The 19,727-nt window shown below is 38.9% G+C and carries 10 protein-coding genes, 1 tRNA gene and 1 riboswitch; of the genes, 6 read left to right on the top strand and 5 right to left on the bottom strand.

Features of this window, described 5'->3' with window-relative positions:
- Positions 1-8: 8 nt before the first annotated feature.
- From A9970_RS25515 to A9970_RS25505, 3 genes are all read right to left on the bottom strand, one after another.
- Positions 9-1,322, bottom strand: a complete 1,314-nt coding sequence (locus A9970_RS25515; protein WP_182984170.1) for a PDZ domain-containing protein — start codon at positions 1,320-1,322, stop codon at positions 9-11.
- A 629-nt stretch (positions 1,323-1,951) separates the two neighbouring features.
- Positions 1,952-2,031 (bottom strand) — tRNA-Leu (locus A9970_RS25510).
- A 114-nt stretch (positions 2,032-2,145) separates the two neighbouring features.
- Positions 2,146-2,883 carry an SIMPL domain-containing protein gene (locus A9970_RS25505; RefSeq protein WP_120332779.1) on the bottom strand — a complete coding sequence of 246 codons (738 nt, stop codon included), beginning with the start codon at positions 2,881-2,883 and terminating at the stop codon, positions 2,146-2,148.
- A 94-nt stretch (positions 2,884-2,977) separates the two neighbouring features.
- On the opposite strand from A9970_RS25505, the gene A9970_RS25500 reads away from it, so the two are divergent.
- Positions 2,978-5,797, top strand: coding sequence for a prolyl oligopeptidase family serine peptidase (locus A9970_RS25500; protein WP_182984169.1), 2,820 nt, complete (start codon positions 2,978-2,980; stop codon positions 5,795-5,797).
- Positions 5,798-5,972: 175 nt separating this feature from the next.
- The gene (locus A9970_RS25495) at positions 5,973-8,162 is read left to right on the top strand and encodes a glutamine synthetase III (RefSeq protein WP_088162032.1); all 2,190 of its coding nucleotides are present in this window, start codon (positions 5,973-5,975) and stop codon (positions 8,160-8,162) included.
- A gap of 106 nt (positions 8,163-8,268) precedes the next feature.
- Here A9970_RS25495 and A9970_RS25490 read toward each other — a convergent pair whose 3' ends face one another.
- Positions 8,269-10,719, bottom strand: a complete 2,451-nt coding sequence (locus A9970_RS25490) for a TonB-dependent receptor (RefSeq protein ID WP_182984168.1) — start codon at positions 10,717-10,719, stop codon at positions 8,269-8,271.
- A gap of 343 nt (positions 10,720-11,062) precedes the next feature.
- On the opposite strand from A9970_RS25490, the gene A9970_RS25485 reads away from it, so the two are divergent.
- From A9970_RS25485 to A9970_RS25470, 4 genes are all read left to right on the top strand, one after another.
- Positions 11,063-13,090 carry an FUSC family membrane protein gene (locus A9970_RS25485; RefSeq protein WP_182984167.1) on the top strand — a complete coding sequence of 676 codons (2,028 nt, stop codon included), beginning with the start codon at positions 11,063-11,065 and terminating at the stop codon, positions 13,088-13,090.
- Positions 13,091-13,272: 182 nt separating this feature from the next.
- A riboswitch (SAM riboswitch) is annotated at positions 13,273-13,385 on the top strand.
- A gap of 255 nt (positions 13,386-13,640) precedes the next feature.
- Entirely contained in the window at positions 13,641-14,951 is a 1,311-nt protein-coding gene (locus A9970_RS25480; RefSeq protein WP_182984166.1) for an O-acetylhomoserine aminocarboxypropyltransferase/cysteine synthase family protein, read from the top strand.
- A gap of 33 nt (positions 14,952-14,984) precedes the next feature.
- On the top strand, positions 14,985-16,028 hold the full coding sequence (gene metX / locus A9970_RS25475; RefSeq protein WP_182984165.1) for a homoserine O-acetyltransferase: 1,044 nt from the start codon (positions 14,985-14,987) through the stop codon (positions 16,026-16,028).
- 37 nt (positions 16,029-16,065) lie between these two features.
- The gene (locus tag A9970_RS25470) at positions 16,066-17,247 is read left to right on the top strand and encodes a homoserine dehydrogenase (protein ID WP_153846738.1); all 1,182 of its coding nucleotides are present in this window, start codon (positions 16,066-16,068) and stop codon (positions 17,245-17,247) included.
- Positions 17,248-17,312: 65 nt separating this feature from the next.
- Here the strand turns inward: A9970_RS25470 and A9970_RS25465 are convergent, their stop codons facing one another.
- Positions 17,313-19,643: a GH92 family glycosyl hydrolase gene (locus A9970_RS25465; protein WP_182984164.1), complete on the bottom strand. Its 2,331-nt coding sequence runs from the start codon at positions 19,641-19,643 to the stop codon at positions 17,313-17,315.
- Positions 19,644-19,727 lie beyond the last annotated feature (84 nt).

Here is a 19,727-nt window from a genome sequence, read left to right as displayed (position 1 = left end):
GCGAAAATTTAATCCGAGTTAAATGGAAGCGGATCCTTTAACACAAATTTAAAATCGAGTGCCTTCTCGCCCCTGGTCACTCGAAAATGCATTTCCTTTCCCTCCTCTGATTTAAAAAGATTGTGAATTGACTCCAGGGAAAATGACGATGCAGATCGACCATTGATCCGTACAACCTTATCTCCGGGTATTAGTCCTGCGATTGCCGCAGGCGAACCATCACGAACAGTCGCAACTTTGTACATATTTCGAAGTACAAAGCGATACTGTACGCTGTTACCCATTCTTACCTCTGTACCGCCATCTTTTTGCAGAACGACAGGTATCTCTTCTTTTTCGTATTTAATGCCATCATGTATAATCTCCAAGCCACTCATATTCAGATAATAAAAGCGATCAAAATCTTTATTCTTATGAAGATATATCGACTTGTTGGGATAATCGAATACGACCTTAAATCGGCGTAACAACTCGTTTCCAATGGAACCTATTCTTTCGCTCACAAATGTTGCATGTTGTAACGAACTCAATTCGGGATAGGCTACCAAGGGGTAGTTCATTGTAAATGGCCCAAGTTCGAGCGATCGGATTCGATTTCTTTTTCCATAAATCTCACCGTTAAACCCCTGCCCTATGTAGTCATCAATAAATGGAGGCTTAATATCAAAATTGTTTAGCTTTGAAGGAATTAGCATTAAGGCATCGCTATTTCCCATGTCAATCAATACACGACCATCAATAGAAACGTCACCTTGTTTAAAAGCAACCGAAGTATAGGGACGACTATTTAAAATATCCAGCGGCAAACGCTGCATCTTGTCAAGTCCCTTGGGCCGGTTCGCCTTGGCATATAAGGTAATACGATGTTTTTGAAAATCCATTTCTATCATTTGGTTTTCAAAAAAGCGACTTCCCATAATTCCATTAACTTCCACTCCTATCCGGGTAGAGATATCAATATGCGCATTTTGAAGAATATAGATCGGTTGGTCTAAATCTTCATATACCCCAGCAATATTCACCTGATTATGTATGGATAAATAGCCATCCAACCCCTCTTCCCTACCCAATCCCTGAAATTTATTAACAAAAACAGCACTATCAATTGACTTTAATGTTTCGCCAAATATCATGGTTTCTTTAACCCCCGTATCCAACAGGAAGTTCATCATATATCCATTCACCTGCACAGGTACAATGACGAGGTTATGTACGAAAAGAAAAGGAATTTTAACATTCTTTTTCCCGTTTAAGACAAACCCCACTTGCCCCCTAGTAATGAAAAAACACAGCAGTGCCAGCGATAAAAAAACTGTTTTCATCCAAGTTTATATTTGGTATTTCCAATTTAAACAAGAAAATTCAGATTAAAGAACGTTTATAAAAAAAAGCCCATCTTATTACCAATTCTACGGTAGTCAATTTATCTTTCTTATGTACAAGTCTGGGTCAAGATTACACCTTCGTTACCGTTTCTGTGCTATTTTATTGCTATTTTATTGCTGTTTTATTGCTGTTTTATCGTTAAAATACCAAAGAATAAACAAAGAAATACCAAAGAAACACCAAAGAAACGGCAAACGAATACCGAGGAAGGTCTAATGAAAGTAGCTACAATAAGCGAAGAAACACCAAAGAACAAGCAATAGCTGCAGCAACTTAGAATCAAATCGTGACCAAGTTAGATCTTAAGACAGTGCTTATTCAGTGCTTGTTCAGTGATCGTTCAGTGATTGTTCAGTGATCATTCAGTACAAATTGAATAAGCACTGACTGATCACTGTCTAAAGATTGATTGAAAATTGTTATTAGATATAAGTTGATATTAGGATGTATCTGTTTTAGTACCTACCTTGATTAGCTATAATCCGGAACTTGAGGCAATCTTCAGGTCAGATGCAGCATAGGCGCACAAAAAAAGCCTCTTTACAGTAAGTAAAGAGGCTTTTAGTACCCGGAGCCGGAGTCGAACCGGCACGGTTTCCCACTGGTGTTTGAGACCAGCGCGTCTACCAATTCCGCCATCCGGGCATATCCGTTTGGGATGATGCAAAAGTAGGTTTTTTATTGAAAAGGAGAAAACTTTTTGAACAAATTTTCAATGAAAACCAATATAGAACTGAAATTCAGTCGAATAATTTTTCATTAGTTACTCAAAAAACTTGCTTTAACCGTGATATTAGCTGTTTTTTTTCTCGAGGTTGTATTAAATGCACCGCCAGAAGAGTACTCTTCGTTGTCGTTTTGTCCTGTTATCTGAAAAATTCCGAGATCGGCCTTTACCAGATTACCTAATCCGGCATTCGATTCCTTTGCAATATTGTCTGCACGTTGATGTGCATTTTTTGAAGCCTGTGAAATAAGTTCCAATTTCAGATCCTCTAGCTTGGAGTAATAATAATTGGGGGTGCTGGAGCTAAGTTCTATCCCTTTGGAAATTAATGTCGATATTTCTCGTGAGGCATTGTCCACTTTATTTAAGTCTTTTGATTCGACACTTACGGCCTGCGATAATGTATAACCGGAAAAAGTATTATAACCATTCCCCTTTCCATCTGTATGATATTCGAAATCTTTGGCAATATTAACGGCCTCGAAACGGATCTCGTCGGCTTTAACCCCCTGTTGCACTAAAAAATCCCGCACCAAATCACGATCTGTGGCCAGTTGTGCTGAAGCAGCACTCAATTCATAATTCTTTCGGCTAAAAGTAGCACTCCATTTGACTAGATCGGATTCGAAATCTTTTTTGGCATTACCATTAACAGTGATTGTCTGTGTCGATTTAAACTTATAGCGATAAGCTGTACCCAATATCCAGGTGCCAAGCAAGAGCACAGCGCCCATTATAATCGAAATAATAACAGCGGATGATGATTTCATAACCAGTTTTTTATGTTTACGTAACAATGAATATACCAAAAAATCGATGTTTATTTATTTTTTATGAATAAATTGCGACAAAAAGGTTTAAAATATGAATAAGAAAAGTATCTGTATTCCATTTTGTTTTCTGGCAGCGTTCGCTGCCCATGCACAAAAGAAACCATTGGATCATACGGTATATGATAGTTGGCAAAGCGTATCATCGCCCTATATCAGTAAATCGGGAAAATTTGTCCTGTTTCAGGTCGTTCCACAAGAAGGCGATAATCAGCTTTTTCTCAAAACCAAAGAAAACAAAGAACTCATTCAAATTCCCCGTGGATATAATGGAAAACTGACAGATACCGAAAACCATCTGCTAAGTTTGGTCAAAGCGCCATTTGCCGTAACCCGCGAAGCCAAAATCAAAAAGAAGAAAGCCGAAGAACTCCCAAAAGATTCATTGGCGATCTACAATTTAACGACTTCATCCCTTGTCAAATTTGCGCAGGTAAAATCTTACAAAATTGCCGATCAAAACAACAATTTCGTCTCTTTTCTTTTTGACAAGGAAATAAATGAAAAATCTGAAACAAAAACGGCTAATGATGCCACATCGGCAAAGAAAAGCAGCGATAAAAAGAAAAAAACAGTTGCAACGCTTGCTTTATATGATTTAAATTCCGGTGATTCGGTACAATTTTCATCCGTAGACCAATACGAATGGAATAAAAACGGATCAAAAATTGTTTTCTCAAAAAAAACAGATTCGAAAGATAGCCTGTCAAAAGAATCTGGAGTCTATCTCTATGAAATAGCAACTAAAAAGCTCAAAAAGATATCAAATGGAAAAGGCAATTATAAAAATTTCAAATTTGATGAATCAGGCAACCAGCTCGCTTACCTAGGGGATCTCTCCAATGAAAAGGCATTGCTGAAAAATTATAATTTATATTACTATTCAAATGGTATAGATACAGCCCAATATCTCGCAACAAAAACCAGCAATGGTATACCTAAAAACTGGGCCGTTAGCGGGGATGGGGATATCCGTTTCAGCAAAAATGGAGAGAAGTTATTTTTCGGCATAGCACCAATACCTCGTGTCAAAGACACCACTTTGGTTGATTTCGAGCATGCTAAAGTAGACGTTTGGAACTGGCAAGACGATTATTTACAACCCATGCAGTTGGTAAATTTAAAGAAAGACCTTGCAAGAAACTTCTTAGCGGTCACTTACCCTAAATTCAATCGTAACATTATCCCCCTTACGGACCAAACATTCAACTCCACGGCACTTACACCGGATGGAAATGAAGAGTATGTCTTAGCGCGTACTGATTTTGGCAAGCGCATCGCAAGTCAATGGGAAGGTAGTACAAGAGATGACATCTATCTGGTTTCGACAAAAACAGGAAATAAAGAGTTAATCCTTTCAGACTTTTCAGGAAATGCAATCTTAAGTCCTGACGCAAAATACATCGTATATTTCGACCAAGATAAAGGAACCTGGAATTCCTATCAGGTTAGTTCAAAGAAAAAGACAGTTCTAAATGACGGTATACCTGCGTCCTTTGCCGACGAGGAAAATGATATGCCTACCCCAGCACAAGGATACGGCATGGCAGCATGGAGCCCAGACTTTAAAGGGATTTACGTCAATTCGAGATATGATATCTGGTATTTTAACTTGGACGGATCCAACAAATCCATCTTGACAAACGGCTATGGAGCTGCTTCGCAGACAACTTTCCGCTACTTGCCTTTAAAAAGAGAAGAAGATCGCGAACAAGCCACAACACTAGACTATAAAAAGGGTGGTTTTCTAACGTCTTTTGACAATAAAACCAAAGAATCTGGTTTCTACCAGTTCAAGGGACAGCATAGCGATCCTAAAAGTCTTTTGGTAGAGGCAAAAACGTTCAAGAATATCAGCTCTTCGGCAGATCAACAAACGATACTGTACAGTAAAGAGGATTATATGAATTCACCTAATATCTACACCAATACCATCAAGTTCAAAGACGAATTACAGCTATCCAATATTAACCCCCAACAGGCTAATTACAATTGGGGAACAGCAGAGCTTGTTCATTGGACAACGCCTGAAGGAAATCAGGCTGAGGGAATTCTTTATAAACCAGAAAATTTTGATCCTGCAAAAAAATATCCCATTATAGCTTACTTCTATGAAAAGCTTTCAGATGGATTATATACGTATCAACCTCCTGCTCCTACGCCATCACGTTTGAACATCCCCTATTTTGTAAGTAACGAATACCTTGTATTTGCACCAAATATAAGCTACAAAACAGGTCACCCGGGTCAATCAGCTGAAGAATACATCAATTCGGGGATGAGAAACCTCGCTCAGAATGCATGGGTTGATAGTACGAAAATGGGAATACAGGGGCAAAGTTGGGGCGGCTATCAAGTTGCTCACCTCATTACGCGGACCAATATGTATGCTGCGGCTTGGACTGGTGCTCCTGTTGTCAACATGACATCTGCCTATGGCGGAATACGCTGGCAAACCGGTATGTCGCGCCAATTCCAATACGAACATACACAAAGCCGCATTGGAAAAACCCTATGGGAAGCTCCTGAACTATACATCGAAAACTCACCTTTATTCCATTTGGATAAAGTTAAAACTCCCGTTGTTATTATGGCCAATGACAATGATGGGGCCGTGCCATGGTATCAAGGCATTGAAATGTTTACTGCATTGCGCCGATTAAACAAACCCGTATGGATGCTGAATTATAATGGTGACGAACATAACCTCATACTCCGACAAAACCGCAAGGATATACAAATTCGGGAACAGCAATTCTTCGATCATTTCCTAAAAGGTGCCCCCGCTCCTGCTTGGATGAAGAAAGGAGTACCTGCCACCGAAAAAGGAATAGACTGGGGATTCGAATTGTAATACAAAACAATAAAAAAGGTGTGATTTATATAAATCACACCTTTTTTATTAGCCAAAAACCATAATTTTCAAATTATTTCACAAAAAACATCAAAAAAAATTTCAGTTTTCAATAAAAACACAATATTTTTGAAAAACAAAATCAACAAAACTGTAATTTAACTACAAAATACAAATGTCGAACCTAAGATTCAAAGCAGTAGAAGCAGCAGGCTCACGCCAAATTGCTTCATTTGAAAAAGTTGAAACTAAAAAAGCAACTGACATCTACGGAAAGAATGTTTTTTCCGTAAACAAAATGAAAGACTACCTTCCTAAAAATTCATACAAGGAGTTAGTTGCATCCATTGAAGAGGGACAGATTATTTCAAGAGATTTGGCTGAACACATTTCACAGGCCATGAAAACTTGGGCACTTAACCACGGCGTTTCTCACTACACACACTGGTTTCAACCGCTGACAGGTTCGACTGCTGAAAAACATGATGCTTTTTTTGAGCCAGACGAAAACGGTGAAGCAATTGAAAAATTTACAGCTGACGCATTAGTTCAACAAGAGCCCGATGCATCTTCTTTCCCAAATGGTGGTATCCGTAATACTTTCGAAGCTAGAGGTTATACAGCTTGGGATCCATCTTCTCCTGCCTTCATTTACGAAACAGGCGCTGGTAAAACATTATGTATTCCAACAGTTTTTGTTTCCTATACGGGTGAATCATTAGACTATAAAGCTCCTTTATTGAAAGCGATCAACGCAGTAGATAAAGCTGCAACAGATGTTGCTCAATATTTTGATAAATCGGTCACTAAAGTAAACGCTTCTCTTGGTATTGAACAAGAGTATTTCTTGGTTGACCTTTCCTTATATAATGCTCGTCCAGATCTTCAGTTAACTGGCCGTACTTTATTTGGTCACATGTCGGCAAAAGGCCAACAATTGGAAGACCACTATTTTGGTGCGATTCCAGAGCGCGTATTAGCTTACATGGTGGATTTGGAAAATGAAGCTTTAAAATTAGGTATTCCTTTAAAGACTCGTCACAACGAAGTTGCACCTTCTCAATTTGAATGTGCTCCAATGTACGAAGAAATCAACTTGGCTATCGATCACAACCAATTGTTGATGAATGTCATGGAACAAGTTGCTTTAAGACACAACTTCAAAGTATTGTTGCATGAAAAACCATACTCCGGTGTCAACGGATCTGGTAAACACAACAACTGGTCTTTAATCACAAATACCGGTGTAAATTTATTATCTCCTGGAAAAACGCCTAAAAACAATTTGATGTTCTTGACTTTCTTTGTCAATACCATTAAAGCTGTTTATGAATATGCTGATTTGATGCGTGCTTCTATCGCTAGTGCGAGCAACGATCACCGCCTAGGTGCAAATGAGGCTCCGCCAGCAATTATTTCAATTTTCTTAGGTTCTCAATTGGATGAGCTTTTGGAAGAAGTTGAATCTGCTCGTGTTGCTAAAAAAGTAAAAGCAGAGGCAAACTTATGGCATGGTATTCCTAAAGTTCCTGAATTAAAATTGGACAATACAGACCGGAACCGTACTTCACCATTTGCTTTTACTGGTAACAAATTTGAATTCCGCGCTGTTGGTTCTTCTGCAAACTCTGCTTTACCGATGACCGTATTGAATGCAATCGTTGCAGCACAATTGATCGAGTTCAAAACGGAAGTAGATAAACAAATCAAAAAAGGCATTAAAAAAGATCTTGCAATCTTAAATGTTGTCCGCAAATACATCAAAGATTCAAAAGCAATCCGTTTCGAAGGCAATGGATATAGCGAAGAGTGGGAAAAAGAAGCTGAGGCACGTGGTCTTTCTAACATCAAATCTACGCCTAAAGCATTAGATGTTTATGTAAAAGAAGAATCTTTAGCCCTGTTTGAATCACTAGGTATTTATACCAAACGTGAATCAGAAGCTCGCCACGAAATCTTGCTTGAAAACTTCTATAAAAAATTACAAATTGAGGCACGTGTCATCGAAGAGATGGTTAACAACCAAATTGCTCCTGCATGTTTCATTTATCAAAACGAATTGATTGAAAATGTCAAAGGATTAAAAGATCTTGGTCTAGCGCAGGCAGCATTCAGCTCTCAATTGAACTTTGTAGAACGTATTTCAACACACGTAAATACCATCTTGGAGCAAGCTGAAGCAATGCGTCAGGAACGTAAAAAAGCAAACCAAATTGATGACGTACGTGAAAGATCAATCGCTTACGATGAATCGGTTAAACCATATTTCGATGTGATCCGTTATCATGTCAACAAATTGGAGAAAATTGTTGATGACAAAAAATGGCCTCTTCCAAAATTGAGAGAGATCTTATTTTTAAGTTAAGATAACTTCCCTGAAACAAAAAGAGCCTGCGATATCGCAGGCTCTTTTTGTTTCAGGGAAACGTTCGCTATCTCTCGCTCCTTATCTCCCCTCACAACAGTAGCTCCTATTTTTTTAACCGATTATCTTCATCATTATTACCAGCCTTCTTATTGACTGACTTAATATTCATATTACCAAAACGATAAGAAACTGACAATCGGATAACCCGACTATCATATCCATTTCGTATACGATAGTATCCATTTTCCTGATAACTCGACAATCTGCGCTGACCTCTTGTATTCAACACATCATTTACAGCCAACTTTACATTCAATTTTTTGTCAAGAAATGTTTTTCCAGCACCTAGATCGATACCATAGTAAGACTGAAAACTAAATACCCCATATACTGCTGGCGAAAAATAATTGGCTGTCAGCTCCAGATTTGTTGTTTTCCCAATTCGAATATCATGATTGGAACTTACCTGGAAAGATAACTTTTCCAATTGGCGTTGCGCTCCGGAATGCTCATCAAAACTAAACTTATTATAAAAAGCGCTGGCATTGTTAGAAATACTCCACCATTTAAAAAGCTTAACTGGTATATTGACATTCATGTTGTAATAATCAAAATAAGCCAAGTTTCGGTCTGTCTGTGCAATAGCTTTGGTCTCCGAATTGCTTTCTATGACCTGAGTGATGGCATCGCTGGTCCTCTTGTAGCCCAAACTCAATAAATAGCGATCTTTAAAAGTATAATTTACTTCATACGAATTAGTATATTGTGGATTTAAATAAGGGTTGCCATACTGATACGTGTATTGATCCAAATAATACACAAAGGGATTCAATGACCCATAATCAGGGCGGTCAATACGTCTGCTATAACTCGCACCAAGCTTGTGATTATCATTAATCTGTTGCTGTACAAATATTGATGGGAAAAAATCGGTATAGGTCCGTTTTGTTTGTTGCCCTAGCGTCACCGAATTTCCCAGGGAGCTCGTATTTTCAACACGCAGTCCAGTTTGTACCGAAAACTTTCCGAATGATTTATTTAGGCTGAAATAAGCTGCAGCTATATTTTCATTATACAAAAACTGATTACTTTGACCATTATTTTGCACAAACTCGCCTTGCTGATCCTGATCTTCGTATAACAAATTATTATCTGTTTTTACACGGCTATATTTTAAGCCCGCCTCAAGTTTCGTCGTTTTATTAAAAGGATGCACAAAATCGGTTTTAAAAACCAAAATTTTTGTCTTAGAAAGCATATCATTCCGGAAAATATTCGGTGATTTAAATTCTTCCCAATTTGCGTCCAAAAAACGGTTTCCAACAGTGCTATTGTCATTATTTTTCGAATATGAATAATCCCCATTAACGGTCAATTCAGTCCCTAAGGTATCAAATGTCTTTTTATAGTTAAGATTATAAGTGAGGTAATGGTATTTAAAATCTGACAAATTGCTTCCTAATACAATCGAATCAAGCTTTCCTTTTTGAGAGGCGATCAGATTGCTTCCCTCGCGTGTTGAATGGCCATTACTTACGTTACCGTTAACCACAAATCCAATGACCTCCTCTTTCCCCAGGTTAAAATCTGCCGCAAATTTGAAATTATGGCCTCGATAACGGAATTTCGAATAAGAATCCGAATTAAAAAAAGTCGTCCCAGTTTTGGTATCTACAGCCCTATCGATATCTAAATCATTAAATCCTAAGGCATTTGCGTAGTTATAGGAAGAAAATAAGTTCACCCAATTGTTACGATGGTTTATTAGAAAGCCGCCATCCGCCTTTGTATATTTACCTTGCCCTAAATTGAGGTTTAAACTAACATTACTTCCAAATTGCGTATTCTTCTTTGTCTTAATATTAATAATTCCTGCATTCCCTGCGGCATCGTATTTTGCGGGTGGATTGGTGAGTACTTCGATCGATGCTATTGCATTGGAAGCTGTATTTTCCAATAATCGCGATACTTCATCTGCAGAAAGATAAGTAGGCTTACCATCAATCATGATAATCACATTACTTTTTCCACGTAGATTGATCTTTTTATTGTCTAAAGTTACCCCTGGAACCTTTTGCAGGAGTTCCAATGCGTTATTCCCTGTTGCCAAAATACTGTTTTCAACATTGAGGACAACTTTATCAAGATGACTTTCAATCAATGGTTTCTTACCGATCACCTGTGCCTCACTCAGCACTTTACTTTCTACCTGTAAACGAATGGTATCCAGCACCTTGAGATCTCCCACACTCAGGACCATTTCAGCAGAACGATAAACAGCATACCCTACTGTGGACACCTGTAAGCTATACTTGCCCTCGGGGATCGCAGACAACACAATTTCTCCATTTTCGTTGGATAAAGTTCCTTTTAACAAGATATCATTGGGCTTACGAAACAGTGAAATATTTGCAGCTACAATAGGCTGATTGTCTTGTCCAACAACGACTGTACGTAATTCCCCTCCGTCAGACTGTGCTGAAACGGGTCCGGCAATAGAAAACAGGAATAAAATAAGAGAAAATAAGAGCAATTTAATTTTTTGTGGTTTCATAATGTAATTTCTTTAGGCTATCGATTAGATAGTCAACTTCATAATAATGACAACAAACCTCGTGTATTCATTACACGTTGACCAGTAGAAATAGATAGATCGTCCGATTCACTCGGTAGACAACCAAATAACATCGGTAAACCATATCCTTCACTGATCGATGCTAAAGCCGGTAAAATCATCCCAGCTAATCTTGAATCTCCAAAAAGCACAGCGCAAGAAAAGCACATCGAATCAAAATAAAAATTCAAAAAATAAACTAAAATCAAAACAAATAAATTGTATACAAAAAATATTAAGCATAATATTTGTATTTTTGCACAGAAAATTAGTAAACTGATTAATGAGCACTGTATCATTGAAGAAAAGATTCTACCGTATTTATATCCTTATGATACGATTTATGCATGGCGAGCATTCTGGAGACGCATTACGTAATGTTTCCATCAGCATCTTGCCAAGTTTGGCGATCTATTTATTGGGAGCGCAAGCGAGCACGGCTATTGGAATCGGTGTCGGATCGTTGTTAACAACACTCACAGATCCTCCTGGAAACAGAAAAGATAAACTTTCTTCTGCTCTCGTATGTATTCCCACCTTCTTTGTTGCATCCTTGTTTACAGCGATTGTATTTCCGTATCATTGGCCCTTGGTTATACTGCTAGCGGCGGCCGGTTTTATATGTACGTTATACGGTCTTTTTGGAGCTCGTTATGCTGCAATTGGAAACATGACATTGATTCTCATGAGTTTTGTTATAGGAATGGCCCCGCAACACCCCTTTGCGGTTAGTTTACAGATTACAACAGGTTCCATTATATACTACTTTTTTAGCCTTTTACAAGCCTATATACAACCTTATCGCTCGCTAAAACATGCGATGGCCAATGGTTTTCATGGATTGTCCCAATTTCTATTGATACGATCACAGTCTTACGATCCCGATATTCCTTTGAATATAACGTACAGCCGCGTAGGCAAAATTCATGGCCAGATCAGCGAACAACAGGAACAAATCAGGTCCCTTCTTTTTCGAGAAAAAAAAATCATAAGCCAACAGTGGCATAAAAGCAATTATTGGCTCAGTCAAGTTTATGGATTAATTGACCTCCATGAGTTAATCATTGCGCTTGATCACGACTATGATGCGATTCGCAAAAATCTTGCAGACACAGGCAGCCTCCCTTTAATTCGTCACACAATCAAATTATTAGCTTTAGAAATTGATAGCTTTTCACAACCTAACAAGAGGTTTCGGTATGCGCATCAATTATATCATAATAACTTTAAAATAAATGCCCTCTTACAGGATTTAAAAGAAATTCAAGAGCAGCAGGCCAGTCAAGCAAAAAGTATATTAGGTTCGATCATAAGCAACATCGAAGCAATTATTGAAGTACTCAGCCGAATTCAGGTAGCTTTTTATCAAAATCAGGAAATTCAGGATAAGATTGACAGCAGTGAGTACCAGCAATTTATCAATCGACCTTTGCGCAATCTTGCTGATCTAAAAAGTAAACTCCATCTGAATAACCCGCTTTTCCGATTTGCAGTTCGAATGGCTCTTCTTTTTGGAACAGGCGCATTGATCGGTATTTTATTTTTGGATTTTAAATATACCTATTGGATCTTACTGACGATCGCCATTGTTGCCAGACCAGCATTTTCAATGACAAAAAAGCGTAATATAGAGCGTATTGTAGGCACATTCTCGGGTATAATAGTTGGTATATTCTGCTTAATTTCTATTCATTTTCTCCCAGCTCTCCTTACCATAGCTGCATTAGGTCTTTTCGGATTCTTTTTGTTCAACCGATCTAATTATATGGTCAGTGTCATCTTTATTACCTTGGGAATTGTGATTGCGCTCAATTTGTTTGAAGGCAATATCAATCTCATTTTAGGCAGCCGAATACTTTTCACACTCATTGGAGCATTCTTGGCTATAGCAGGTTATTTCTTGATACCTGTACGCCAAAGCACAGGCATGGTTCAGCTGGCAAAAGAGGTATCCCTTTACAACGAGCATTATTTCCAAACCATCAATAACCGTCTGTCGGACGAGAAACAAAGTTCTTTTGATATACGACTGGCTCGCAAAAAAGCGCAGACTGCCATGGCGCTATTTTCAGACGCTATAAATCAAATGAAAAAAGAACCCGAACACAAATGGATGGATTGGTCACATATCCACCATTTTCAAGCACTCTCTTATCAGGTCAACTCCCATTTGGTGGGTCTTTCACTATCGTTAAGCAAAAAGACGAATCGCCACCTAGCGTATGATATCCATAGTAGAATTGATGCACTTAAACCTCTTTTAACAGATTTAAATCAAATTGCGGAACGGATCAACTTAAAGAAATCATAATACCCGATTGACAGTTATTTATCCGGTTTCATCCGACGATATGCGATCCCGATCGGTATGTTATTTAAAATTCCTTTAACTAAAAAATAGCTTTTCTTTTGCTTTAATAAAAAAAGAGTTTATATTTGTGTCGTCTTCGAAAGAAGATTTCTAATCAACACCTCCCTTAATCAGTAGGTCTTGATTTATAAAGAAGTGGCGAGAGACTGGCTCAATGACCCACTGGCAACCTTCAATTTGTTTGAAAAGGTGCCAATTCCTGTCCAAAACAATATCGTTTTGGAGCATATAAATGACATAAGACAATGATTATTAAACTACTGAAGTCCATTAAAAATTCAGGTTCAACACAAGTGAACCACACGATAAGCGAAAGTGTAAGTCATCGTACAACTGTATTGATGCGAATGCGTATGCATATGCACTTCCATGCTTGTTAAAAATCATTTCCTTTTTCTTGGATAAAGATTTAACAGACCCTTCAACGAGGTGTGTATGCTTCTCTTTTTACTTAGCAATTTCTTTTTGAACCCTTAAAATCTGATATATTATGTCTTCAAACAAAAATTTAAAATTCGAAACTCTTCAGGTTCACGCTGGCCAAGTCGCTGATCCTACTACGGGATCTAGAGCAGTTCCTATATATCAAACAACATCTTTTGTATTTGAAAATGCCGAACACGGCGCGAACTTATTTGCTTTAAAGCAGTTCGGCAATATCTATACACGGATTATGAATCCTACTACGGATGTTTTCGAACAACGTATTGCGGCACTGGAAGGTGGAGTCGCTGCTGTTGCTGTTGCATCTGGCCAGGCAGCACAGTTTATTGCATTAAATAATATCTTGGAAAGTGGTGACAATTTTGTTGCCGGATCCAACTTATACGGCGGTACATTCAACCAGTTTAAAGTTTCTTTTAAACGCCTGGGCGTCGAAGCTCGTTTTGCAACGGACGCCGAGGCAGATAAAATTGAAGCCCTCATTGATGATAAAACAAAGGCCATCTATGTTGAAACAATTGGAAACCCAAGTTTCAATATTCCAGACTTTGAGAAAATTGCTGCCGTAGCAAAAAAATATGACTTACCGTTAATCGTCGATAATACTTTTGGAGCTGGGGGTTATTTATTTAAACCTTTGGAGTACGGTGCGAATGTGGTTGTTGAATCGGCTACTAAATGGATCGGTGGACATGGCACAAGCATTGGCGGTGTCATCGTCGACGGCGGAAACTACAATTGGGGCAACGGAAAATACCCTCAATTTTCCGAACCATCTGAAGGCTATCATGGCTTAGTTTTTTCCGAAGTTTTCGGTGAAGGCGGACCGTTTGGAAATATTCAATTTGCCATTCGGGCACGTGTGGAAGGGCTTCGGGATTTCGGGCCAGCACTCTCCCCTTTCAATTCATTCTTATTATTACAAGGGCTTGAAACGCTGTCTTTACGGGTGCAACGCCATGTAGATAACACTTTAGAGGTAGCTAAATGGCTTGAGGCGCATCCACAGGTAGAAAAAGTAAACTATCCGGGCTTAAAAAGCTCTCCGAGCTTCGCTAACGCACAAAAATACCTTAAAAATGGCTATGGTGCGGTGCTTTCTTTCCAGCTCAAGGGTGACGCAGCACAGAAGGCCAATAGCTTTATCGACAGCTTAGAATTAATCAGTCACTTGGCCAATGTTGGCGATACGAAGTCATTGATTATCCATCCAGCAGCGACTACTCACCAACAATTGAGTGATGAAGATCAAGCCAATGCTGGAGTGTTCAAAGGTTTATTACGTCTTTCTGTAGGAATAGAACATATTGATGACATCAAAGCTGATTTACAACAAGCTTTTGATAAAATTAAATAATCAGATTTTTTCGGCTTAAAACGTAAACGTAAAATGAGTAAGCATATTTATCTGCACCCGGAGCCTTTTGTATTTGAAAATGGAAGAGAGCTTACTGATTTACAAATCAGTTATGAAACATTTGGCAAACCCAACGCAGATCGCAGTAATGTGATCTGGGTTTGCCATGCACTTACGGCTAATGCAGATGTACTGGATTGGTGGTCCGGTCTTTTTGGAACAGGTGAATTGTTTGATTCAAACGATTATTATATTATCTGCGCCAATGTCATAGGATCAGCATATAATAGCAGTAATCCGCTATCTGTAAACCCAGCTACTGGACAGCCTTACTACCTATCTTTTCCTGAATTTACAGTAAGGGATTTGGTCAATGCACATCAATTTCTTGCAGACCACCTGGATATCAAACAAATAGAAATCCTTATTGGCGGCTCATTGGGCGGTCAACAAGCATTGGAATGGGCCGTATCGCACAGTATAGCCATCAACCATCTAATCGTCGTTGGAACAAATGCCGTCCATTCACCATGGGGTATTGCATTCAATGAAAGTCAACGTCTTGCCATAACAACTGATCGAACCTTTTACGCTAATCATCCCGATGGTGGAGCTAAGGGTTTAAAAGTTGCACGCGCTATGGCACTGTTGTCTTACCGCAACTATACAACGTATGCCAACACACAAAAGGAGGATGATAACGAAAAACTCGATCATTATAAAGCATCCTCCTATCAAAACTATCAGGGTGAAAAATTGGTGAAACGCTATAATGCGTACAGCTATTACTTCCTAACCAAAGCAATGGACAGCCATAATTTAGGTCGTGGAAGACGATCTATCGAATCCGCTTTAGCGAGCATTGACTGTCCAACTTTAGTACTGAGCGTCAATACAGATTTGTTGTTTCCTCCACAAGAGCAACAATTCATCGCTCAACATGTTCCGAATGCCTACTATCAGGAGATTGAATCTACCTATGGCCACGATGGATTTTTGATCGAAACAAAAAAACTCACAAAAATCATCAGCAACTTTCTGCGGGAACAAAAAGAATACATAAACGAATTAGTATAAGAGAATAAATAATATATAAGAGAATTTAAGAAAAGATATGAGTAATAAATTAACAATAGGGATGTTTGGGTTTGGTGTAGTAGGCCAAGGTCTTTACGATATCATCAAAACCAAAAATCTTAATTTGGAAATCAAAAAATTTGTCATTAAAAACGGAGATAAAAAGCGCTCGCTACCAGCAGATTTATTTTCTACCGATGCCGAAACAATTTTAGGTGACCCAGAAATTAATACTGTTGTCGAACTAATAGATGATGCCGAAGCAGCCTATCAACTAACTGTTCGTGCCTTGAAATCGGGAAAAAATGTGGTATCTGCCAATAAAAAAATGATTGCCAGCCACCTGGAAGAGCTGGTTGATATCCAACATGAATATGGCACCAGTTTATTGTATGAAGGTGCCGTTTGCGGAAGTATTCCCATTATACGGAATTTAGAAGAGTACTATGACAATGAATTACTTCATTCTGTCAGCGGTATTTTTAATGGCTCTTCCAACTATATTTTATCTAAAGTTTTCAATGAAAACCAGCAATATACAGACGCTTTAAAGAAAGCGCAAGAACTTGGTTTTGCAGAGACAGATCCCACCCTTGATGTAGGCGGATTTGACCCAAAATTTAAAGTATGTATTGTTGCTTCCCATGCGTACGGAATCTATGTCAAACCAGACGATGTCTTTAATATTGGTATTGACAAATTGGGACAGCAAGATATTCGTTTTGCTAAAGAAAAGAACCTCAAGATCAAATTGATACCAACAGCAAAAGAGATCGATGGCAACAAAGTTGTACTTTATGTATTACCACGCCTAGTAGGCAAAGAGAGCATGCTCTATAATGTAGAAAATGAGAACAATGGTGTATTGGTAAAAGCTGCCTTTGCAGACGAGCAATTTTTCTATGGTAAAGGAGCAGGTGGACACCCGACGGGCTCTGCTGTGCTATCGGATATCGCTGCCCTTCGCTATGGATACCGTTATGAATATAAAAAACATTTAGAATCCAGCACATTAAATTATAGCCAAGATTATTTAATTAAGGTTTATTTGAGATACACAGATGATACACTGATTGAAAAGTTAAATTTCAGTGAAATCACAGAACGATATTACGCACCAGATTTCAAATATGTCATAGGACATATTAATCTTCAACAAATCGCAGCTCACAAAGCTGATTTGGATCAAGAGGGCAATTTTATTGCTGAAATCGCGTAGGCAATCAACAAACCAACCTACCTTGAAAATAGCCCCGAATGGGGCTATTTTTTTATTGCTTAAATTTAGTTGTCTTTCAACTTGAGGTCTAAAATCCCACCTTCTACCAGGCGTTCAAAAGGAAGCTGCCAACCTTTCCACAGGCGGTTATTCAACCGAACCTGATCAACAATATAACTATTGGGCTGCTCTTTCTTCACCTGAATGATAAATTTATTTTTTCTTAATTTCTCCGGTAATTGTATCGTTACCCGATCGAAAAGTGGCGCGCCAATCTGAAGTGCGGGCTTCTCGGTGGTGAGACTTCGGACGTCGAATAGACCGATACTCGACAAGACATACCATGCTCCAAGCTGTCCTTGGTCTTCGTCTTGTCCGTAGCCATAGCCATGTATTGCATCATTACCATAAAACTCATTGCAAATTGCCCGTACCCATTTCTGACTTAAATCAGGTCTACCAGAAAAATAGAACAGCCAAGAGATATGCAGGTTTGGTTGATTACCATGATTATAAAGACTTTCAATCCCTGCGAAAGCGTCAATTTGTGTACCGCCTCCAAACACATTCTTCTGCGACACCGTAAAAATACTATCCAACCGTTGATTAAACAGGTCCTTTCCAACCAGTTTAACCAATTCTTGTGGGACATGCGGAACATAGAAGGTATACTGCCAAGCATTTCCCTCCTGAAATCCACGCCATGGTTCATAAGGGTTAAAGTTTGAAATAAATCGTCCAGTACTATCCTTTGGTCGCATAAACTTCGTCGTGGCATCGTACAGATTGCGCCATCCATCGGATAATCCCTGAAATTTAATGTAGTCTTTTTGGTGCCCCAATGATTTTGCAAATTGTGCGGCTGCACCGGCAGAAAAAGCATATTCCAAGGTATGCGAAGCACCAAAAGGAGATCCATTGGTCATTAATTCGGGACTACCATTATCATCTTTTATATAGGGTGAATAGCCCTTGCGAACGAAAACTCCTACATCTAACTTTCCTGCTCCAGGCAGGCGGTCCTTCGCTTCCAATTCATTTTTACGCACCGCAGCATAGGCAAGATTCACATCATAGTCACGAATACCCACATTATACGCCGCTGCAATTGCCAAACCTGTAAAATTAGTCCCTACACCCGAAACGTATTTACTGTTGGCAATACCGTCTCCTAACCAACCGGCATCGCGATAGACCAACAATTGACTCTGAATCCAGTCGTTGTAATAGTCCGGATAAGCAATGGACCACAACTGTGTCAAATTCCAAAATGCACCCCAGATCGCATCGGTATTATAATGATGATGAATAGGTTGCCCCTGTTTATTTAGAGCAATCTGCCCTACCGAGCCATCATTTTTGGGATATGCACCATTGACGTCGCTTGCAAGCCCACGACCAAGTAAAGCATGATACAATCCAGTATAAAATTTAATGCGGTCGTCCACTTTGCCCCCTTCCACCAAAATTCTTCCCAGTTCACTATTCCAGGTTTGCAAGGCATTTCTCTTTGCAATATCAAACGACATATCCTTCGCTTCTTTAAGCAAATTCAGTTGTGCATTTTCCACAGATGTATAAGACAAACCGGTCTTGACTTCGATAGATTCCCCTACTTGGGTATCAAATTTCAGGAACAAGCCCGCCCCCTTTCCTTTTATACGGCTATGTTGATCGAAAGTCGTGGAATCTCTAAATGTTCCAAAAGATTTAGGCTCTTTGTTTATCTCCGCGAAGAAAAACATCTTAACATGAGCACCCTGCTGATATTTTTGTACGTATACAGGATTGGTAACCACATATCCCCAGACGTGCTGTTTGTCATAATTCACTTCAGCATCAACGACTGGGCCACTTTCCCCCATAACATGACCAATATCGAAAATAAGGTTGGCTTCTTCAGTTTTTGGAAAAGTATACCGATGAAAACCGACGCGCTTGGTTGCAGTGAGCTCCGCAAGTATATTATAATCTTTTAACTTGACGCGGTAATAGCCAGAAGTAGCAAACTCATCTTTCTTATCGAAAGCAGAACGATAGCCGCTTTGTGGACGATCAAGTTGACCAGGAGTTGTCTTCAATTTTCCAACGGACGGTGCAAATACCACTCCGCCTACCTGGAATTCGTGAAAATTAGCGAACCCTTCTATTGACCCATGCCTATCATCGTACCCCACAGCTTCCCAGCCCGACTTGTTCCCATAGCTTCCATTTGTGCTCGGAGCGAGCTTAGCCATTCCAAAAGGTACTGCTGCTGGTGTATAAAAGAAATACCGGCTATGGACGGATCCAATATTAGGTTTTACAAAAACGGTCAAATCTGTTTTCTGCTGTGCGAAAACAGCTGCCGTACTAACAAATAAACTACAAAAATAATAAATGATATGCTTTACCATTGTTCTCAATTAGGTTCTACAGCAAACTTACAAAAAAAATTAGTATGTATAAACATGAGCACTATTTTCTTACGCGATTTAACT

The organism is Sphingobacterium sp. UME9 (genome assembly GCF_014170215.1).
GTDB classification, from domain to species: domain Bacteria; phylum Bacteroidota; class Bacteroidia; order Sphingobacteriales; family Sphingobacteriaceae; genus Sphingobacterium; species Sphingobacterium paramultivorum.
This window is presented reverse-complemented; position numbering and strand designations above follow the sequence as displayed.